Source organism: Flavobacterium sp. (assembly GCF_035292545.1).
GTDB lineage: Bacteria > Bacteroidota > Bacteroidia > Flavobacteriales > Flavobacteriaceae > Flavobacterium.
This window is the reverse complement of sequence record NZ_DATDPV010000078.1, coordinates 1-21,794: the sequence shown is the minus strand read 5'-3', so window position 1 is coordinate 21,794 and position 21,794 is coordinate 1. Positions and strand designations below refer to the sequence as shown.

The window sequence follows — 21,794 nt, the reverse complement described above, 5'->3', positions numbered from 1 at the left end:
GCTACCCCTGCCAATGTGCATAAAACCCTGACTGTTACTGTAACGGATAATATCCCAAGTAATTAAAAAGTAACCGCTGAATTCCAGTTCATCTATAACTTTTAATTCCTTTTCAATTTGTGCCATGGCGGCAGCATTATTTTTTCCATATCGCCATATAAGTCCTTGTTTTGACAAATTAGTTAGCAAAGCAATGTCGTCCTTTTTAGTGTTGGTGTAATACTTTTTATTTTTCGGAGTCTTGAAATCAAATTCAAAATTGCAGGCTTCTATTATTTTTTGGGTGTTGCCAATAATCTGTGGATATTCTTTAAATTTATCCAACAGTTCCTCTAAAGGAATCATGACTTCCGAAGTTTTACAATAATCTTCCTCAGTCAATTTGGATAAGATAATATTAGTATCAATAGCCCGAAGGATCTTGTGAAGATTAAACTCTTTTTTTGTCCGAAATGTTACAGGCTGAAAAACAACCATTTTGTCCATCCTGATTTTCCATTGCTGACTAAACAAAATTGGAAGTTTTTCAGGGGGAATCCCTATGTATTCATAGTCTTTTAAAACTGGAGGTGCATTTTCTAAAGGGTAAATAACAATTACGTGCTCAAAATTACTCGCTTGCTCAGGCAAAGGTGTACCCTCAAAATTATGCTTAGTCAAAAAACGATTCATCTCGGCAAGGCCCACTGCATTTTTTGCTAAACCTACATATAGCAATTTGTTTTTATTCCGAAATTCTATTCCAATCAATGGTTTTATAGCAACTGCTTCGCATTCTTTAATGAAATCATATATTCCGGTAACCGTATGAATGTCCGTCAATGCCATTGCTTTAACATTACACATAGCTGCTTGCTGCACCAATTCCTTTAATGGAATGGTACCGTAGCGAAGGCTGTGATAAGAATGACAATTGAGGTACATTACTTATCTTTTGTTTTAAGAATAGCACCGGCACAACGGTTCACCGAATTAAAGCCGAAGCGTTTTTTCATTCGGTCCATAGCCTCATAAAGTGATAACATTTCTTCAGTATCTTCAAACATATTGATCTGATAAGTCCCACGAACCAATCCGCTGAAACTAACCCCTACCAGGCGCAGGCGCATACGGCGTTCATATAATTTATCGAATAAATCGATAACGTTTTTTGTCAGGATATGATCGGCTGAAGTATATTGTATTTTACATTGTTTGGTATGAACATCAAAATTGGCGTAGCGAATTTTAACCACAACCGTGGAGGCCAACCACTGTTCCGAACGCAATTGGAATGCCAGTTTTTCAACCATGCCTATCAGTACTGATTTCATTTTTTCGATATCGATGGTATCCTCAGCAAAAGTCTGGTCGGTAGAAATTGATTTCCTTTCTTTGTAGGGTTCTACCGGATTGTTGTCTATACCGTTTGCTTTCTTCCATAATTCAATTCCGTTTTTGCCAATCATCTGTTGCAGCACTTCGGCTGGCATCTCAGAAAGGGTTTGGATAGTACGGATACCGATTCGGGATAATAACTGAAAAGTCACCTCGCCTACCATTGGAATTTTTTGGATGGACAGCGGATTTAAAAAAGATTTCACCCTGTTTTCCGGAATTTCTAAATTGCCTCTGGGTTTGCTTTCACCAGTTCCGATTTTTGAAACGGTTTTATTTACAGAAAGGGCAAAGCTAATCGGAAGACCCGTTTCGTTGGTTATAGTTTGGGCGAGTTCATTCGTCCATTTATAACACCCGTAAAACTTATCCATTCCGGTAATATCGAGGTAATGTTCATCAATACTGGCCTTCTCTACAATGGGAGCTTGGCTTTCGATAACTTGGGTAACATCATAAGACAATTTGGAATATAGTTCCATATCGCCTCTAATAATTTTTGCCTGTGGACATAAACGCATAGCCATTCTGATTGGCATTGCGGAACGAACTCCAAAAGTTCGGGCCTCATAAGAACAAGAAGCTACCACTCCCCTGTCGCCCCCACCAATTATCAACGGTATTCCGTTTAATTTGGAGTTGCCTAACCTTTCGCAGGATACGAAAAAGGTATCTAAATCCATATGTACAATTGCCCTTGTCATTACATCATTTTTATATTTACAAAATTAGTACATATTGTCACAAATAGCTTATATTTGTTGTGACGAATAATCCCATTAACACATGTCTCTATTTTCTGATAATATAAAACTCCTTCGGGCTAAGAAAGAAATATCGCAACGTGAAGTAGCAGAAAGCCTTCATATATCACGTGATCGGTATGCAAAATATGAAGACGGTAAAAATTCTCCACCACCGGAAATACTGTTGGTAATATCTCGTTATTTCCATATCAGTATTGATATTCTACTTTCAATTGACCTGAAAAAAATCCCGATGGGAGATTTACTTAAATTAGGTGATAACAGGATTTTGCTGCCCATTACTGTAGATAGAAATGGAAATAATTTCATCGAAATTGTCCCACATAAAGCAAAAGCCGGTTATCTTACGGGTTATGCCGACCCCGAATTTATCGAAAGCCTCCAGCATATTTCACTGCCATTTTTAGGACAAGGAAAACATAGGGCATTTCCTGTAGAAGGCGATTCTATGCCACCGCATGAGGATGGCTCTTTTATTGTGGGTCGATATATTGAAAAGTTAGGCGAAGTGATGGATGGCAAGACTTATATATTAATTACCAAAACCGAAGGAATAGTATATAAGCGCCTGAACAAAAATGGAAAGAATGACCTGATGGCGCATTCTGACAATAGTTATTATCCACCGTATCCTGTGAAAGCCTCAGAGGTTCTTGAAATTTGGGAATACGAATGTAATATTGGTAGAAATGACAGGAAGCAGGAGTTATCTGATGTCGATACTGTGAGAGATATGTTTTTGGAATTGAAGAAAGAAATCAATGACTTAAAAAAGTAATGTAAAAGTCAAATGTCAATTTTAAAAGGAATTGTACCAAGTGAAGCATGCCATTGATCTAAAGTATAATTATCTTGGAAACCTGCTTGCCCATCATTTCCTTTAATTCCCGGCTGAGCACCATTAGGATTCGTTCCAATATGACCTCTTTTACCTCCAATACCTCCTTTAACATCTAACCTGAAATTGGCGGGACTTTCATCCGTAACCAAGACAAATCTGCCGCCTTCACCTCCTGGAGAACCTCCACCACCTCCGCTGCCACCAAATCTCCCTCTCGGGCTATCTTCATCACCACTATATCCGATTGTCCCAGCTTGCCCATCATTTCCATATAAGTATATGCCTCCATCACAAACAAATTTGTTACAATATATAAATAGTAATCCACCATTAGAATACAAACCTAGTATACCACCATCGCCACCTTTACTTTCAGGTCTGCCACCTATTGCTGCTGGCGGGGCACCTCTCCAATCCGTTGCACTCTGCCCAATTGATCCTCCTCCGCTTGATGGCCCTTGAATTTTTGCACCTCCAGCCGATCCACCTCCACCACCAAATAGATTTGTTCCATACGCCCCTGTTCCTCCATTAACATTTGTTGAACCTCCTCTTGAGGTTCCGCCAGAACCGCCACTCCCCCCTGTAGCTTGATTAACAAATTCGTGCTCTATTGATTTTCCATCGGGCGTGATTCCTTTAACAACTCGTGGCCCTATCTTATGGTTTCTTCCATCAATATTGCCATCACAAATAACAGTGCCGGAGACCCATAGTATACACCATTGTGAACTGTTTTCTTGAATCTTTAGAGTCCCATTCTTTTTAATATGAATATTATTATATTGATGTAACCTTGCAGGAAGTGTTACAGTACTAAAAGGTTCAACTACTAAGTCTGGAAGATTAAAATAAGATTGATTTTTTCTTTGATGGTCAATACAAGCGATATTAAAAGAATTTGCTATTAAAGGAAACAACTCTTCAAAATCTTTAATTTTGTTTTTATGATATTCTTCAAGCAGTTTCTCTAAAATTGTTTCTTCATGTTTTTCAAGAATCTGATCTTTTTTTTGATCATTTAAATAATATAGTTTGATAAATTCCAATTTCATTTCTTTTATTGTCATAATAGTAGAGTTATTAGTTTGTTCCTTAAAATTGGTGCTAAAGTACCGCCGACATTGAGTAGGTGATATTTCTGTTCTTTTATTTATTTTATCATTAAGCCAATTACAAAAAAAAAAAATTCAGAAATCAAAAAAAGGGATATTTATAATTAACTAAATATCCCTCACTCAGCCAATTAGTTTATCTTCCTACTGACATCTCTTGCTCAACTTTCATTTGGGCGAGAGAGCGACCGTCCGGATCCATTACTAAGACAGTTTTATACTGTTCAGACGTGGTGATAACTTCTGAATAACGTGCGGTAAAATAAACATCTCCTTTTGGATCAACAAGATTTCCAAACATTAGAGTAAGTAATAATTCTTCAGGATTAATGCCCTGAGGATCATTTTTAACTAGGTGATATCCTGGCTTATGTCCATTTGTAGGAAATCTACCATTCACAATAATTTGAGGAGTTTTTCCCTCGTTTTGTACATGAGCACTCCATGTTCCTAAGTTGTTTTCAATTGCGTTTGACATAATTATTTTTTTTAATTGTTAAATGAATAAACTATTTTTTAAAACAAAAAAAGCATTAAAATAAATGTGCTTTTTTCATTTGTTTAATATCTGTTTTCTTTCAGTTACTTTAATAAATTCTATCTTTTGCATTTTTCTTGTCATCCCGTATAAAATTACTACTATAAAAAAAAACACCATTACGGTTTTTCCGCATAAATTGTTAAAAGTTAACTGTTTATAAAAATATAATTAAAGAAATTATCTATAACACCTTCTAAAAAACACCCAAACCTCCCCTATTCAATTCCCGAATTGAACACTACACTTTTAGTTTCAAAATTTTATATTATATAGTTTTGCCCCACAGAATAGAAGCACTTCCCCTCATCTCCAGCGTAGTCAATACCTCCATATACAACCCGCATGCAAAACGAATCAAACCAACAGCGAATCAAAATGCTATACCAGATGCTATTTGAAATGGCAACAGGAAACCTATCATTTAGGGTTCCTCAAGGCGTAAATCAAGAAGGGCTCGATGAAATAGCAGACACGTTAAATGCATTATCAGATAAAATGCAAAATATTATACTGCAATCAGGATATGTAAATCCTCATTACACGTATCAAAATTTGACTCAGACTACATTTATTCTAAATAACGAATTTCACATCGCAAGTTTTAGCGCAGCAGTACCTGACATTTTGGGATTTAATCCCGAAACCCTTTTTAAAATGGAGTTTACAAACATAATTTCAAGTCAATCAACCCCAACTTGGAACAGCATCAAAGAAGAAATAAGGAATGATGAAAATTTCCATACCACCATCCACCCTATTTTTTTAAATAACCAAGAACGTTTAGTACCTTCTTTCTGTACAATATCCAAATTGCTGTACAGCGACAAAATACTGGTATCTTCAGTAACAACAATTTTACAAGACATCACGAACAATACTAATAATGCTACACCCCGAAAATCAGACGCAGTAATCATTCAAAAGGTTTATGAATACATTTTAAACCATTTAGAAGAACCATTGCCAACTGCCAAAGAATTATCTCAAATGTTTGGCGCAAATGATTTTAAATTGAAGGATGGATTCAGGCATTTCTTCAATACAAGCATCTACAAGTTTTATACAGAGGAAAGATTAAAAAAAGCACATATATTAATTCAACAAACGACTATTCCGTTAAAAGAAATAGCATTCATGAGCGGGTTCAATGAGTATACTAACTTCTCGAAAGCATTTAAAAAGCAATACCATTATCCGCCAAGTGATTTAAAAAGAGAAAACGATGAAATCGACCAGACTACTTTTTAAACAAGCCTAAATCCCAATTAAACAACTCGTAGCTGTTTATATTTCAGAATTTTACTAAATGATACAATAAAAAAAAGTAAAATGAAATTTAACCTCAACTTCAAAACCAATGTCCTCAAAGTAATTTGCTATGGCTACATCTTTCTGTTTATTTATGCAGCGTTCAGCAAGTTACTCGATTTCGAAACCTTCAAAGTGCAATTAGGGCAATCGCCTTTAATAAGTGCTTATGCCGAATGGATTGCTTTCAGTATTCCGGCTATAGAAATCATAATCTCAATCCTGCTTATGATACCCAGATATAGATATTTAGGTCTTTTGAGTGCTTTTAGCCTGATGATAATGTTTACTGCTTACATCATTATAATTTTAAATTACAGTTCTTTCATTCCTTGTTCTTGTGGTGGAATACTTTCCGAAATGAACTGGACGCAGCATCTAATTTTCAATATCGGTTTTGTTCTATTAGCAATAATTGGATTGGTACTCCACAAAAATATAGTACCATCAACACATAATTATATACTACATGCTATCATTGTTGGATGTTTTAGTATAGTTACAATTATTGTCCTATTCCAGTTATCCGAAGAGATAATACATCGAAATAACAGTTTCGTCAGAAGGTATCCGCACCACCCAATTACAACCATAAAAGGGATTCCGTTAAACTACAATTCCCCTTTAAATATAGGCAAACAGTTCCAAGTCATTTAAAAACTGGTTCGATAACTTTATATTTTTGTCCACAAATTCATTTTCAACGGAAACTAAAAGCCTGTAAATCTCATGATTTACAGGCTTTTAAAATTTTTATTTGCACATCAAATTATAGGTTAGGATTGATTTTTTAGCTGAGGAAATTAAACTAATTTAAAGAAAAATTAATGCTAAAATTTATTTTTAGCTTACTTTTATAACCTGTCAAAATAAGATATCGTAATGAATGACCCTATAAAAGAAATATTCCCATCCTTTTCAAATGCTCTAGTAGAAGAAATCAAAACAACAGCAATTGCACAATCAATTGGTTCCGGAGATGTAATTCTGCGAACCGGGCAATATATAAAAAATACCGTTTTAGTTTTGAGCGGTAAAATAAAAGTATATCGCGAAGATGTGGATGGTGGAGAATTTTTTATGTATTATTTACAACCAGGGCAGGCCTGTGCTATTTCTATGATATGCGCCACAAAAAATGAGAAAAGCCAAATTATGGCCAAAGTAGTCGAAGATACGGAACTCATTATGGTGCCTTTACCCCTTATGGATAAATGGATGATGCAACATCGCAGCTGGTACGAATTTGTTATCGATACCTACCGCAGCAGGTTTGAAGAAGCATTGGAAGTTATTAATAGTATTGCCTTTAGAGCAATGGACGAGCGTTTAGAGTTCTATCTAAAAAGACATGCCGAGGCTTGTGGTTGTGATGATTTGAAATTATCACATCAGGAAATTGCTAATGAACTTAACACTTCAAGAGAAGTAATATCCCGGTTACTAAAAAAAATGGAGCAAAAAGGTTTATTGAAATTACATCGAAACCATATTGAATTATTTAAAATAATATTACCTATGTGATAAATGTTACTGTAAATAAAATTTTAACTGACAATATTTGCACTATAAATTTTTTACAATTATGGAATATATAGGTTATTTTACGTCAATACTTATTGGCGTTGCATTAGGACTAATTGGCGGCGGCGGTAGTATTCTCACCGTACCGGTATTGGTTTATTTGTTTGCTGTTGAGCCCGTTCTGGCAACAGCTTACTCATTATTTATCGTTGGACTTACAAGTGCTGTGGGTACTGTCGGGTATTTTAAAAAGGGTTTGGTAAATATCAAAACTGCCATTGTTTTTGGTATTCCATCAATCATTGCTGTTTTTTTCACAAGAGCTGTTATCGTTCCCGCCATTCCAAAAGAAGTATTTTCTGTTGGCGATTTTATGGTCACCAAAAACCTTTTAATGATGTTGCTTTTTGCGGTAATCATGATTGCTGCTTCTTATAGTATGATCAAAAAAGATAAAAAGATTATTTCTGAAGAACCGCAACAACAAAAATTCAATTACCCACTCATAATTATCGAAGGAGCAATTGTTGGCGTTATCACAGGTTTAGTTGGTGCTGGTGGTGGGTTCTTAATCATCCCAGCCTTAGTGATTTTAAGTAAACTACCAATGAAAGAAGCCGTTGGAACTTCCTTAGTCATCATCGCTGCCAAATCTTTGATTGGTTTTTTTGGAGAAGGCGGAGAAAATGTTATTGATTGGCAATTTCTGTTTACCATTTCCGGATTTGCTATTGTTGGAATTTTCATAGGCACAGCCTTATCGAAAAAAATTGACGGTGCAAAACTTAAACCGGCATTTGGGTGGTTTGTTTTAGTTATGGGAATTTATATTATCACCAAAGAACTTTTTCTAAAATAAAACCTGGTGTTACAAAAGTCAAAAAGTAATTATCAACCTTATTGATTGATTGATTGATTGATTGATTGATTGTTTCTTTATTAAAAAATCCAACAACACCATTAAATCTGGTAAAGTAGCACATAAAATAATATTCATGTTCCTTTTGAAGCTAATGTTTTAACCTTCAATAAATCAGTTATAAAACCTTGTGTAACATTAGTCACAGCATTTACTAAATCCAGGAACTAACTTTGTTTAATAATTAGAAACTTAAAAAAATTAAAAGATATGTTTTTTCAACACATTTACGACAAGAGTCTTGCCCAGGCAAGTTATTTTATTGGCTGCCAAAAAGCAGGAGTAGCCGCAGTGATTGACCCTAAAAGGGACGTAGATACCTATCTAGAAATCGCGAAACAAAACAATATGAAAATTACTCATATTTTAGAAACACACATCCATGCCGATTTCCTTTCCGGATCTCGAGAATTAGCCGCTTTAACCGGAGCAGAAATGTACCTTTCTGCTGAAGGCGGGGCAGATTGGAAATATGAATTCCCTCATGTTGATCTGAGAAACGGTGATGTTTTAAAAGTAGGAAACTTAAAAATAGAAGTAGTTTCTACTCCAGGACATACTCCGGAAAGCATCAGTTTTCTTTTAACGGATACCCCTGCCAGCAACGAGCCTGTAATGTTATTCACCGGCGACTTTGTATTTGTTGGTGACGTAGGAAGACCTGATTTACTTGAAAAAGCAGCAGGAATGAAAGGAACTCAGGATATTGGTGCCAAACAAATGTATCAATCAATTAATAAATTCGATGCATTACCTGATTTTATTCAGGTTTGGCCAGGCCACGGAGCAGGTTCAGCCTGTGGTAAAGCATTGGGAGCAGTTCCAAGCACCACTGTGGGTTATGAAAAAATAAGAAACTGGGCATTCCAGCATAAAAACGATGAAGAAGGATTTGTAAAATATTTATTGGAAGACCAACCGGAACCACCTAAGTATTTTGCGATGATGAAAAAACTTAATAAAGTAGATCGTCCGCTTCTTACTGCCGTTCCAAAATTAAAAAAACTGAACTACACTGAATTATCAGAAGCTATAGCAAAAGGAATTAAATTGATTGATGCCAGAGATAAAACGGAATTTGCAAAAGGCTTTATTCCGGGAAGCATCAATATCCAGGGCAATAATTCATTTGCGACTTGGGCGGGATGGTTTCTTACTTATGACGAACCTTTTATGCTGGTTGCCAATGAATCTCAATTGGATGATCTTACCCGAAAACTAATGAGAATCGGACTGGATAACATTCACGGCTATATTCCTTCCACAAAAATATGGGAAGAAAATGGTGGTTTTTTAAACAAAGTGAATCAAATTACATTAGAAGAGTTTAAAACTTTGCAGCAAGAAAAAGACGTTCAAGTGATAGATCTTCGCGGTGTTGCCGAATATAAAACGGGACACATCAAAGGAGCCGACAATGTATTTGTTGGTGCTTTACCCAGCAATCTGGACAAGATCAGTAAAGATAAAAAAGTATTAATCCATTGTCAGGGTGGTGACAGGGCTTCGATAGCTTATTCATTATTAGCCAAAAATGGATATAAAAATGTATTTAATTATTCCCCGGGAATGAACGAATGGATTAAAGAAAATAATCCGATTGAATCATAATTCAATAAAACAGAACAAAACATGAAAATAGAACAAATATATACAGGATGTTTAGCGCAAGGTGCTTATTACATCACTTCTAATGGTGAAGCTGCTATTATTGATCCACTACGTGAAACAGAACCTTATATGGGAAGGCTGGAAAAAGACGGCGTAAAATTGAAATACATTTTCGAAACCCATTTCCACGCTGATTTTGTTTCCGGACATTTAGATTTGAGTAAAAAAACGGGAGCCGCAATTGTTTACGGACCCAATGCCAATCCGGAATTTGAATTCATTTCTGCCAAAGACAATCAGGAATTTACCATTGGTGACCTCAAAATAAAAGTATTGCACACGCCAGGTCATACTATGGAAAGTACCACCTACTTACTCATAGATGAAAACGGAAAAGACCACGCTATTTTCTCTGGAGATACCCTATTTATTGGTGATGTTGGTCGTCCTGATTTAGCTCAAAAAGCGGCTTCAATGACGCAAGACCAATTAGCCGCGCTATTGTATCATTCACTGAGGGATAAAGTAATGACTTTGGCTGATGATGTAATTGTATATCCGGCTCATGGTGCAGGTTCTGCCTGTGGAAAAAATATGAGCAAAGAAACCGTTTCTACTATTGGCGAACAAAAAGCGACCAATTATGCTTTGCGTGCCAACATGACGGAAGCCGAATTTGTACAAGAAGTTACCGAAGGTTTATTGCCTCCTCCTGCCTATTTTGGTATGAATGTAGCGATGAACAAAAAAGGAATTGAAAGCTTTGAAAACGTCTTCAATAATGGAATGAGAGCCATCAATGCAACAGAATTTGAAGCAATAACGGAAGAAACCGGAGCTTTAATCTTAGACACCAGAGATAACCATGATTTTGCCAAGGGATATGTTCCACAGTCCATAAACATTGGGATTAATGGCGATTTCGCTCCTTGGGCTGGCGCTTTGATTGCCGATGTAAAACAACCAATTATTTTAGTCACCGAACCAGGATTTGAAGAAGAAACGGTAACCCGTTTGTCACGAGTGGGATTTGATAATTTGATTGGGTATTTAGAAGGTGGGTTTGAAGCTTGGAAAAAAGCTGGTTTTGAAGTAGATACCGTAAATCGCATCTCTGCAGAACAATTTGCTAAAGAAGTGAAAATTGGCGAAAGCAAAATAATCGATATTCGTAAAGAAAGCGAATATGAGGCCGAACACGTTGATGAAGCCTATAGCCGACCATTGGCCTATATAAATGACTGGATCAAAGACATCAATCCGGAAGAACATTTCTATATGCATTGTGCCGGTGGGTATCGCAGTATGATGGCCGCTTCTATTTTGCAAGCGCGAGGATACAGAAATTTTACAGAAATTGAAGGCGGATTTGGAGCGATATCTAAAACAGCAGTTCCTAAAACCGATTTCGTTTGTCAAAGCAAAGTATTAAAATAATAGTATAAATCTCAATCGTAATAATTATGATTGGAGTTTTTAAAAAAAAATAGAATAAAAATGGAAAAATTAATAAAAGAAGGTGCTTTTCTTGTAGATGTTCGCACACCGGGTGAATTCGCAGAAGGTCACGTAAACGGATCTGTAAATATTCCTTTAGACCAAATAGATAGTCAATTGGAAAAATTTAAAGAAAAAGAACAAATTATTGTGTTTTGCCGAAGTGGTGCACGCAGCGGTCAGGCCAAATTGATTTTGGAACAAAATGGTTTTACCAATGTTACCAATGGTGGCACTTGGCAAGATGTAAACGAAGCGGTAAATAAATAAACTTCAAAAAAATGAAATACAGTGCAGTTTAAAACAAAAGCGTTTTTTGTTTTAAACTGCACAATTATTTAAAAATCAAGATATGATAAAAAATATTTACACAAATTGGAATTACATTCGAGTAATCCGTTTGGTTTTAGGGGTCATTGTGATGATTCAGGCCGTATATACTAAAACTTATTTGTTCCTGATTCCCGGAATTTTATTTACAGGAATGGCGCTTTTCAACACTAGTTGTTGTGGCTCAAATGGTTGTGCTATTCCAAAATCAGAAAATAAAAAACAGCAAGAAGAATAATTAATAATGAAAAAAGCAATAATCGTTACAGCTATTGGCGTAATTCTCGGAGCAATTGCCGGCTATTTATATTATCTCAACATCGGTTGCGATTCCGGAACTTGTGCCATAACATCCAAGCCTTTAAACAGCACTTTATATGGTGGGTTAATGGGCGGTTTGGTTTTTAATATGTTGGTGAAATCACCTAAAAAAGAGTAAAATTTTAAATTGATTTTAAAATAGGTAAATTTGAAAGTCTTTAGGAGAAATTGTGTTAAATTTTTCTTTTGTATCTAACAAAGACTGTAGTAATTACCTTTTAAAATCAATAAGAAAACAAAATAATATGGAAGAGAAAAAACCAGCAAACAAAGACTTAATCTTAAGAGAACGATTAGCATTACAGCGGACTATACTTGCAAATCAATCTACTTTTCTATCCTTTTTACGAACGTCAATGTACTTTTTGATAGCGGGTTTGAGTTTACGAAATCTATTAAAAGTCGAAAACAGTTTACTAATTGAAATCGCCCTTTTTATCACTGCATTTGTGATTTTTGTTTTGGGAACACTCAATTATTTGAAGCACAAGAAATCCATTTTGGAAAACAGAAAACACATTGGGGATTACCAGCTAGAATATTATAAGTAATTCTTTTAGTGCCTTACCTCCTATTCTAAATACGCAATAGATTTGGAATAACTAACTGTTTTTTGAACTCAAAAAACCACTCACAGCAATTGAAAACAAATGATATGAAACTCGGATTAAAAGAGAATTGGAAACAATTTACCATTTTGGTCATCGTCAATGCCTTTGTTGGCGGGATGATCGGAATGGAAAGAACTATTATTCCAAAATTTGCTGAAATCGAATTTGGTATTGCTTCAAAAACAGCTATTTTGTCTTTTATAATTGCGTTTGGAATCACTAAAGCCATCACCAATTATTTTACGGGCAAGCTGGCCAATCGATTCGGTAGAAAAAATTTACTTTTATTTGGCTGGTTTCTAGCGTTGCCAATCCCTTTTATTTTAATATATGCTGAATCATGGAACTGGGTGATTTTTGCCAACATTCTCTTGGGTATCAGTCAAGGGCTTACGTGGAGTAGCACGGTAGTTATGAAAATTGATTTGGTTGGAGAAAAAGATCGCGGACTGGCGATGGGACTCAACGAATTTGCCGGATATTTTGCAGTTGGAGTAGTCGCTTTTCTGTCGGGCTTTATTGCCGAAAAATATGGTATAACCCCCTATCCTTTTTATCTCGGAATCGGAATTTCGATCATTGGTTTTTTATTGACTTTGTTTTTCGTAAAAGACACGCGGTTATTTGTACACGCTGAGAATACGACCAATAAAACCGAAAAATTAGGCAATATTTTTATAGAAACCACTTTCAAAAACAAGACTTTAAGCGCAGTAACACAAGCCGGATTAGTCAATAACCTGAATGATGGCATGATTTGGGGCCTTTTGCCTATCGTCTTACTTTCTTTTAATTACAATTCTCAAAACATTGGTGTTATAACTGCAATTTATCCCACCATCTGGGGTTTTGGACAGTTATTTACCGGAAAAATGTCGGATGTTTATTCCAAAAAAAAGATGCTTTTTTGGGGCATGCTGATACAGGGAATCGCCATACTTTTTATTCCGTTTTCTAAAGAATTTTATCAATTGGCCACTATTTCAGCATTTCTGGGATTAGGAACTGCCTTGGTATATCCAACCTTCTTATCCACTATTGCACAAGCGACAAATCCTCATCAAAGGGCTGAAAGTATTGGTACATTCAGACTTTGGAGAGATTTAGGTTATGCCATCGGAGCCATAATATCCGGAATAACTGCCGATTTATTCGGGGTGAATTATGCCATTATACTAATAGGTTTTATAACTATTGTGTCGTCGATGATTATCAAAATCCGTATGCCAAATGACCATGTATAAAGGGTAATTAATTATTATAAATTAAAAAAATAAAGATATGAAATGGAAAACACCAAAAAAATCAACAATTCAAAATATTGCTTTTATAACCTTTATAGCCCTACTGCTATTTAGTCCTCTTGGCACTTTTGTAAAAGTGCACCTAACCCGCTTAATTTCCTCTTCACCAAATACGATTACAGCTACGGAACAAAAAAAACTCTCCACTTACCAATGGCAGTTAGTTGATGCCACCGGAAAACGTGTGTCACTTGAAGATTATAAAGGAAAAATAATCATTATTAATTTCTGGGCCACTTGGTGTCCGCCATGTATTGCCGAAATGCCAAGCATGCAAAAGTTATATGCAGATTACCAGCTTAAAATTGTTTTTTTGTTTGTCACAACGGATTCTTTTGAAAGGGCAAATGCTTTTTTAGTTAAAGAAAATTTAAATCTGCCTGTATATCAATCTGTCAGCAATCCTCCTTTAGAAATGGAATCATCAACGATACCGGCTACTTATCTTATCGATAAACACAGTAATGTTGTCATGGAAAAAATTGGTGCTGCCGATTGGAATAGTGATGCGTTGCGAGAAAACTTAGACGAATTATTAAAAAAATAATCAGAATCAGTATACAAAAGACTATTTATAAAAGATCGATAAGTAGCTTTTAAATAAAAAATTTAAAGCCGGAATAGCACCATTTTTAAAGTTAAATATTAAAAAGTATCTGAGAAATCTGATACTTTTTTTATTTTATAATTGTACTATTTATATTTTTATAGGAAATTTAAAATGTATAAAACAAGATATTTATCATATTTTATATATTTTTTTTCCTTGTGTGACAAAAGTAACACAACTACTGTTTTAAAAAATTCATATTTGCATTAATAAATCAACAATTATGGAAATTTTAGAATTAATCAAACAACCCTGGCCTTGGTACATTGCGGGCCCATTAGTTGGACTTACAGTTCCGGCTTTATTAATCATCGGAAACAAAACATTTGGCATCAGTGCCTCTTTACGTCATACTTGCGCCATGTGCTTACCGGCAAATATTAAGTTTTTTAAATACGACTGGAAAAAAGAAATATGGAATTTGGTATTCGTATTTGGTATTTTAATAGGTGGAATTATCGCCTATAGCTTCTTGTCTAATCCAGATCCAATTATCATTAACGATAATCTAAGAGCAGAATTAGCCACTTACGGAGTTACAAACGTCAATGGTATGTTACCTGAACAATTATTTTCGTGGGGAAATTTATTTACCCTTAAAGGCTTTTTCATGATGGTCATAGGTGGCTTCTTTATTGGTTTTGGCTCTCGTTATGCAGGAGGATGCACCAGTGGTCATGCCATTTCCGGTTTGTCAAATTTACAATTACCCTCGCTTATCGCAACTTGTTGTTTCTTCGTTGGTGGGTTAATTATGGCAAATCTTATTTTACCTTATATCCTTTCACTTTAAAATTATTAAACATGCAAATTAAAGATAAAAATACAGATTTCGAAACTCGTTCCTTAGACACGGTTTGTGTCAACGAGAGTCAATTAGACCATAAATGGTACCATAATATAAAATACTTAATTATAGGCTTATTGTTTGGTATTGTTTTCATCAAAGCCGAAATCATCAGTTGGTATCGTATTCAGGAAATGTTTCGTTTTCAATCGTTCCATATGTATGGGGTTATAGGAAGTGCCGTTGTTGTTGGAATCATATCCGTTTTTCTGATAAAAAAATTCAATATTAAAACCATTTACGGAGAAAAAATTGAGTTTCATGACAAAACCTTCAATAAAGGTCAGATTTACGGTGGACTCATCTTTGGTTTAGGCTGGACCATAACCGGTGCTTGTCCCGGTCCTTTGTTTGCACAAATTGGGACTGGTGCAACCGTAATGATCGTAACCTTGTTTTTTGCTGTAATCGGCACTTGGGTATATGGCTATTTCAGAGATAAATTGCCTCATTAAAAAACTATGAATACCGAAAAACAAAATATAGACCAATTTAAATCTCTTGTTAAAAGACTAATTTATCTGTTTACGACTATTATTTTCTTAATCATGTCCTTGTTCTTGTTTCTGTTTTTTAATCCGTCAATCACCTCTTGGTTTGAAAATAACGATAAAGAACTAGAGGAACTTTATATTGATGCAAAAAAGAAAGTGGTTTTGCAAAATGAAACGGCAAAATTATGGAAACCGGCTGACATTAGTCTGATTACAGATGAAACTTTAAAACAAGAAGTGGAATATGGCAAAGAATTAATTGTCCATACCGCCAAATATTTGGGTCCAAACGGCAGCGTTAAGAAAATTACCAATGGTATGAATTGCAACAATTGTCATTTAGATGCCGGGACAAAACCCTGGGGGAATAATTACGGTTCCGTATATTCTATGTATCCAAAAATGAGAGCCAGAAGCGGTCAAGTGGAAGACCTTTATAAAAGGGTCAATGATTGCATGGAAAGAAGTTTGAATGGCCAGCCGCTTAAAGAAGATGACAAAGAAATGAAAGCCATGATCGCCTATATCGAATATATTGGCAGTAATGTTCCTAAAGGCACAGAAGCCAATGGTTCCGGAATTTATGATTTGGCATATTTAGACCGAGCTGCCGATCCAATTAAAGGAAAAGTGCTGTATGATGCAAAATGTGTCAGCTGTCATCAAGTTAATGGCCAGGGCGTTTTGGCAGAAGATAAAAAAGAATATATTTACCCGCCAGTATGGGGAGAAAACTCGTATAACCAGGGAGCCGGACTCTTTAGAATCAGTCGTTTTGCAGGATATATAAAATACAATATGCCGCTGGGTTCCACGCATGATAGTCCGCAATTATCAGATGAAGAAGCATGGGATATTGCAGCTTATGTTGAAAACCAACCCAGACCATTAAAGGATTTAAGTCAGGATTGGCCAGATATTTCCAAAAAACCGGTAGATCATCCTTTTGGTCCTTTTTCGGATAAGTTTACTGAAGCACAGCATAAATTCGGACCTTTCAAACCGATAAAAGACGAAAAAAAGAAAAAAGAAAAAAAGTAATTTTAAAAAATCAATTATGAAAAATCTAACGGTATTATTTGTTCTGTTATTTGGCTTGGTTTCCATTGGCACATTTGCTCAAAAAAAACAGAGCAAACACAAAATAGTGTTTCAGTTTACCAATGCTAATGATACGATCCAACAGAAAGCATTTGCAAACCAACTAAATAATTTAACTGCTCACTGGCCTAAAGCAAAATTTGAAGTGGTGGTTTACAATATGGGATTAGAGTTTTTAATGCCCACAAAATCAAAGCATATCGCAACAATTAAAACGCTTCATGCAAAAGGAGTACGTTTTGTTGTTTGCGAAAACACCATGAAAAATCGAAAAATTACCAAAGAGCAACTGATCCCGGAAGCAGAATATGTACCCGCCGGCATTGCAGAAATTGTTGAAAAACAAGAACAAGGCTGGAGTTATATCAAAGGCGGATTCTAAATCTATTCAAAAATTACAAAATTAAAATTTCGTCTCCTCCTACACCATTAAATCCTTGCAGGTTTACCTATCTGCAAAAAACTAAACCAAAAAAATTAAAACATGAGCAATAACCGAAGAAACTTTCTAAAATCTGTAGGAACATTAGGTATTGGTGCTGCAATTATTTCGCCCCTTTCTGTTATGGCAAATACAAATCAAACGGAAGAAATGAAACTTGATGCAGCAATTGACAGAAGCAAACCTCAAACGATTTCCATTCTTCAAACTACCGATGTGCATTGCCAGATTCATCCGCATGATGAGTTATTTTGGGAAAATGGGAAAGCCGTTTTTAGAAAAACTGGCGGTTATGCTTATATAGCCACCCTGCTGAAACAATTCAAAAAGAAAAACCCAAATACCTATATCATTGACACGGGCGATATGTTTCAAGGCAGCGAATTAAGCGTAGAAACTACCGGTGAAGCTTTTGTTCCTATTTTAAATGCGTTAGATTACGATTTGTACTTACCCGGAAACTGGGAAGTAATTTACGGAAAAAAGAGAATGCAAACCCTTTTGGGTTCTCTGGATGCACCAAAAATCTGCACAAATATGTACCACGATTTAGGCGAAGGAAAACGAGGTGAACTTATTTTTCAACCCTATACGATTTGGAACATAGCCGGAGCAAAAATTGGTTTTTTAGGCTACACAGATCCTTTGGTACCCTTGAGACAGAGTCCCAATTACAGCAAAGGAATTATTTATACCAATCCCGAAGAAAATCTGGCTCATTATGTGGATGTGCTTAGAAATCAGGAACAATGCAGCTATGTAATTATGATTGCACACCTTGGTTTATCGCAGCAAATAGCATTAGCAAACATGCCACAATGTGAGGGCGTCAATTATATTTTAGGAGGTGATACACACGAAAGAGTTCGCAAACCAATAGTTTGCAAATATTCAAAAGTAGTAGAACCAGGTGCATTTGGTTCATTTATTGGAAAATTAGATTTGACCGTTTTAAACGGAAAAGTGGTTAGTGACAGCTATGAATTAATAGAAGTAAATTCACCAAAAATAAAACCGGATGCTAAAATTGAAAAATTATTAAAAGAAAAAGAATCCGTTTATCAGGAACAAATCAATCAGGTTATTGGATACAGCACGATTCCTTTGTACCGTTATTTTGTAGTGGAAAATCCTATTGACACTATGATTCTGAATGCCTTAAACTGGAAATTTCCTGAAATTGATATTAATCTTTCTAATGGATTCCGCTTTTGTCCGCCAAAAACAACTCCGGATCAAACCGGCAATATTCCCATCACAAACGGATTTATTTTTGATATGTTACCCGTGGACAGCACCGTAAGAACAGCAAAAGTGACCGGAAAGCAATTGAAAAACTGGTTAGAAAAAGAATTAAATAATGTTTTTGCCGAAGACGCTTCTAAACGTTTTGGTGGCTGGGTGGTAAAGTTCAAAGGAATGGAAGTGCGCTTTAATGCTTTTGCCGAAATGGGGAAAAGAGTGCAAAGTATTACTGTGAAAAATACGCCGATAAATCCTGAAAAAATGTATTCCATAATGGCTTGTGAACGTGATGGCGACCCTGTCGACATGCTTTGCAGAATGAAAGGTGTGATGGATGCCAAAAACACCAATTCGACTTTACATTCGGTGATGAAAGAATATTTAAAACAAAATTCTCCTGTTACACCAACACCGCAAAAAAACGCCATAATTCTGGATGCTCCTGAAACATTATTAACTCAGGTTACCGGTGTTGATTATACTTTCAGATAGTATTCTGACTTTTTAATTTCTTATATAATTTGCCCAACTGTAATGAATGTTACTTAACTTTATTACAGTTGGGTTTATTTTTGTAAAAAATTAAAGACTTACAAATGAAATCATTATTCTCTATATTAATTTCAACTTTTTTACTTTTAATAAGTATCCAATCCTCGGCACAGCATCAGGAAATTTCGGATAAGCCAACCGTTTGGAAAGAAAAAAGTAACGAGAAAATTGATTCCACCTCAATTTTAAATGCTTTTAAAAACGGAAACTTCAGCGGTCATTTTCGCTATTTTTTCATGGGTACCAACAACGAAAGTGGCTTATCTGATTATTATGCTAATGCAATTGGAGGCGGCGTAAAGTTCGAAACCGCTAAATTTCATAATTTTCAATTTGGTGTCAGCGGCTATTACATTTATGATATCGGTTCCTCTGATTTTTCTAAAAAAGACCCGGTAACAAATTTATCCAACAGATATGAAGTGGCTCTTTTTGATTTTCAAAACGCATCAAGTAAAGGCAATTTAAGCCGGTTAGAAGAATTATATTTAAAATACAACTATAAAAATTCGACCATAACCCTTGGAAAACAACTGCTGAATACGTCTTTTATAAACCTACAGGATGGCAGAATGCGCCCTACAGAAGTAGATGGAATTTGGATTGATTTTAATGAACTCAAAAAAACGAAAATTAATTTGGGTTACCTATACGGAATTTCGCCCCGAAGCACCATAAAATATTTCAGAATTGGAGAATCCATAGGGATTTATCCAACAGGCGTGAATCCTGATGGAACAAAATCCGATTATGCGGGAAATTTAGACAGTGACGGAATATATATTGTCGGGGTGCAAAATGAATCGATAAAAAATTTAAAAACACTTTTGTGGAATCAATATGCTGAGAATATATTCAATTCGGCACTATTCCAAATGGACTATAAATATGATTTAAATCCAAATTCGAAACTACTTTTTGGTTTTCAGACGATATACCAAAACGCACTGAATTTTGGCGGAAATGAAGATCCCAGCAAAACCTATTTTGAAAAAAATGGCAATTCTCAAACTTTTGGAGGAAGATTAGGCTGGCAAAATAAAAAAATAGAAATTACTTTAAATTACAACCGAATAACAGCTAAAGGAAGGTATTTAATGCCCCGAGAATGGGGACGAGACCCGTTTTATACCTTTATGGCCAGAGAACGAAATGAAGGTTTTGGAGATGTACATGCGGTAATGACCAAAATACAATATATGAATCCTAAAAAGACATTCAAATCTCATTTGGCAGTAGGTTATTTTGATTTACCGGATGTGAAAAACGCTGCAATGAATAAATATGGATTGCCTTCTTATGTTCAAGCCAATGCTGATGTTCGCTACCAATTTCAGGGAATGTTAAAAGGTTTTGATGTGCAATTATTGTATGTGCACAAGTTCAATGTTGGTGAAACCTATGCTAACAAAAATTATATTTTCAATAAAACGAATATGAGTAATATCAATTTTATACTCAATTTCAATTTTTGATCTTTTATACTATTTTAAAATTAACTCCTGTACAAATGCCTTCCTATAAGCAACATTGGGAATAATTTTAATTCTTTCAAAATGCTGCGCTATTTCTTCCTGGACTAATCCTTTGGCTGTTTGGTTAGACGACGCAATTATTTTAACCTTATTTGCGACATAGATTGGAACGTTCAACACAATCATTCCAATCTTTCTAATTTCATTTTTTAAAATTTATTGACACTTTTTTGATATAAAGACCAAACTTTATTGTTGCTTAATATGTGTGCTTGTTATAATTACGATGAAAGTAATTGTTTATCAGTCCAAAAGCAAAATGTAGCTAAAATACTGATTTTATGATTATTACAATAAAAATAATTTGTAAATTTAAATACTATTTTGGTTTATTCTTTGAATATAGGCTCCCCTCCTTTTTATTAATAGTGAACCTTTAATAATAGTAACACAAACCTACACGACTCAGTTACTAAACAAAATAAACTTTAATAAACTGATTAACATGAAAACAAAATACGCTAAAAAAGCATTGCTTGTGGTATGCATAGTAATGTGGGCAACAACATTAGTAGTTGCACAAAGTCCAATGCTGCTCGACCCGGCTTCACAACAAAAATTTGTCAACCAACTTCCACTTCCATCTGTGATGCAGCCTGAGACACCTGGAGGTAGCCATTATGAAGTCAGCATGACCCAATTCAATCAGGACTTGGGGTTAAAAGATGCCTTTGGGAACACCATGAATACAACAGTATGGGGATACAATGGAAGTTTTCCGGGACCCACTATCGAGACAAGACGTAATGTTCCTATTACGGTCAAGTGGAAAAATGAATTGATTGACAATAATGGTTTTCCACTGCCGCATTTGTTACCAGTTGACACTTCTATACATTGGGCAATGCCTATGGATTGGCCTTCCTGCGGTGTCCCATTGGTTACCCACCTTCACGGAGGAC

At 35.4% G+C, this 21,794-nt stretch carries 24 protein-coding genes; 20 read left to right on the top strand and 4 right to left on the bottom strand.

Annotated elements, in window-relative coordinates; translation table 11 throughout:
* Positions 1-924, bottom strand: a 924-nt coding sequence (locus VI621_RS13390; RefSeq protein WP_324218910.1) for a PHP domain-containing protein, incomplete at its 3' end; no start/stop codon positions are given.
* The gene (gene dinB, locus VI621_RS13385) at positions 924-2,081 is read right to left on the bottom strand and encodes a DNA polymerase IV (protein ID WP_324218909.1); all 1,158 of its coding nucleotides are present in this window, start codon (positions 2,079-2,081) and stop codon (positions 924-926) included. The genes dinB and VI621_RS13390, both read right to left, overlap by 1 nt.
* Before the next feature lie 82 nt (positions 2,082-2,163).
* Between dinB and VI621_RS13380 the strand changes: the two genes are divergently transcribed.
* A complete protein-coding gene (locus VI621_RS13380; protein ID WP_324218908.1) occupies positions 2,164-2,922 on the top strand; it encodes a LexA family transcriptional regulator in 759 nt (252 codons plus the stop codon).
* A gap of 8 nt (positions 2,923-2,930) precedes the next feature.
* On the opposite strand, the gene VI621_RS13375 is transcribed toward VI621_RS13380, so the two are convergent.
* Entirely contained in the window at positions 2,931-4,055 is a 1,125-nt protein-coding gene (locus VI621_RS13375; RefSeq protein WP_324218907.1) for a hypothetical protein, read from the bottom strand.
* Between the two features lie 181 nt (positions 4,056-4,236).
* Positions 4,237-4,578, bottom strand: coding sequence for a hypothetical protein (locus tag VI621_RS13370; RefSeq protein WP_324218906.1), 342 nt, complete (start codon positions 4,576-4,578; stop codon positions 4,237-4,239).
* A gap of 405 nt (positions 4,579-4,983) precedes the next feature.
* Between VI621_RS13370 and VI621_RS13365 the strand changes: the two genes are divergently transcribed.
* From VI621_RS13365 to VI621_RS13275, 19 genes are all read left to right on the top strand, one after another.
* Complete coding sequence (locus VI621_RS13365; RefSeq protein ID WP_324218905.1) at positions 4,984-5,889, top strand: helix-turn-helix domain-containing protein; 906 nt, start codon at positions 4,984-4,986, stop codon at positions 5,887-5,889.
* Positions 5,890-5,970: 81 nt separating this feature from the next.
* On the top strand, positions 5,971-6,606 hold the full coding sequence (locus VI621_RS13360) for a MauE/DoxX family redox-associated membrane protein (protein ID WP_324218904.1): 636 nt from the start codon (positions 5,971-5,973) through the stop codon (positions 6,604-6,606).
* A 225-nt stretch (positions 6,607-6,831) separates the two neighbouring features.
* A complete protein-coding gene (locus VI621_RS13355) occupies positions 6,832-7,473 on the top strand; it encodes a Crp/Fnr family transcriptional regulator (protein ID WP_324218903.1) in 642 nt (213 codons plus the stop codon).
* Between the two features lie 61 nt (positions 7,474-7,534).
* Positions 7,535-8,332, top strand: coding sequence for a sulfite exporter TauE/SafE family protein (locus VI621_RS13350; RefSeq protein ID WP_324218902.1), 798 nt, complete (start codon positions 7,535-7,537; stop codon positions 8,330-8,332).
* A gap of 270 nt (positions 8,333-8,602) precedes the next feature.
* Positions 8,603-10,003, top strand: coding sequence for an MBL fold metallo-hydrolase (locus VI621_RS13345; RefSeq protein ID WP_324218901.1), 1,401 nt, complete (start codon positions 8,603-8,605; stop codon positions 10,001-10,003).
* A 21-nt stretch (positions 10,004-10,024) separates the two neighbouring features.
* Complete coding sequence (locus VI621_RS13340) at positions 10,025-11,440, top strand: MBL fold metallo-hydrolase (RefSeq protein WP_324218900.1); 1,416 nt, start codon at positions 10,025-10,027, stop codon at positions 11,438-11,440.
* A gap of 60 nt (positions 11,441-11,500) precedes the next feature.
* Positions 11,501-11,770: a rhodanese-like domain-containing protein gene (locus VI621_RS13335; RefSeq protein ID WP_324218899.1), complete on the top strand. Its 270-nt coding sequence runs from the start codon at positions 11,501-11,503 to the stop codon at positions 11,768-11,770.
* A gap of 82 nt (positions 11,771-11,852) precedes the next feature.
* Positions 11,853-12,068, top strand: a complete 216-nt coding sequence (locus tag VI621_RS13330; RefSeq protein ID WP_324218898.1) for a hypothetical protein — start codon at positions 11,853-11,855, stop codon at positions 12,066-12,068.
* A 6-nt stretch (positions 12,069-12,074) separates the two neighbouring features.
* Positions 12,075-12,269, top strand: coding sequence for a DUF6132 family protein (locus tag VI621_RS13325; RefSeq protein WP_324218897.1), 195 nt, complete (start codon positions 12,075-12,077; stop codon positions 12,267-12,269).
* Between the two features lie 127 nt (positions 12,270-12,396).
* The gene (locus VI621_RS13320) at positions 12,397-12,702 is read left to right on the top strand and encodes a DUF202 domain-containing protein (RefSeq protein WP_324218896.1); all 306 of its coding nucleotides are present in this window, start codon (positions 12,397-12,399) and stop codon (positions 12,700-12,702) included.
* A gap of 104 nt (positions 12,703-12,806) precedes the next feature.
* On the top strand, positions 12,807-14,006 hold the full coding sequence (locus VI621_RS13315; RefSeq protein ID WP_324218895.1) for an MFS transporter: 1,200 nt from the start codon (positions 12,807-12,809) through the stop codon (positions 14,004-14,006).
* Between the two features lie 37 nt (positions 14,007-14,043).
* Positions 14,044-14,613 (top strand): TlpA disulfide reductase family protein, encoded by a 570-nt coding sequence (locus tag VI621_RS13310; RefSeq protein WP_324218894.1) that lies wholly within the window; start codon positions 14,044-14,046, stop codon positions 14,611-14,613.
* A gap of 292 nt (positions 14,614-14,905) precedes the next feature.
* The gene (locus VI621_RS13305; protein ID WP_324218911.1) at positions 14,906-15,469 is read left to right on the top strand and encodes a YeeE/YedE family protein; all 564 of its coding nucleotides are present in this window, start codon (positions 14,906-14,908) and stop codon (positions 15,467-15,469) included.
* An 11-nt stretch (positions 15,470-15,480) separates the two neighbouring features.
* Positions 15,481-15,978 (top strand): DUF6691 family protein, encoded by a 498-nt coding sequence (locus VI621_RS13300; protein WP_324218893.1) that lies wholly within the window; start codon positions 15,481-15,483, stop codon positions 15,976-15,978.
* A gap of 6 nt (positions 15,979-15,984) precedes the next feature.
* Positions 15,985-17,058 carry a c-type cytochrome gene (locus tag VI621_RS13295; protein WP_324218892.1) on the top strand — a complete coding sequence of 358 codons (1,074 nt, stop codon included), beginning with the start codon at positions 15,985-15,987 and terminating at the stop codon, positions 17,056-17,058.
* 16 nt (positions 17,059-17,074) lie between these two features.
* Positions 17,075-17,500, top strand: coding sequence for a DsrE family protein (locus VI621_RS13290; RefSeq protein ID WP_324218891.1), 426 nt, complete (start codon positions 17,075-17,077; stop codon positions 17,498-17,500).
* Between the two features lie 102 nt (positions 17,501-17,602).
* Entirely contained in the window at positions 17,603-19,297 is a 1,695-nt protein-coding gene (locus VI621_RS13285) for a bifunctional metallophosphatase/5'-nucleotidase (protein ID WP_324218890.1), read from the top strand.
* A gap of 104 nt (positions 19,298-19,401) precedes the next feature.
* Positions 19,402-20,832, top strand: coding sequence for an OprD family outer membrane porin (locus tag VI621_RS13280; protein WP_324218889.1), 1,431 nt, complete (start codon positions 19,402-19,404; stop codon positions 20,830-20,832).
* A gap of 505 nt (positions 20,833-21,337) precedes the next feature.
* Positions 21,338-21,794 (top strand): multicopper oxidase domain-containing protein (locus VI621_RS13275; protein WP_324218888.1); only part of this gene is annotated, 457 nt, incomplete at its 3' end.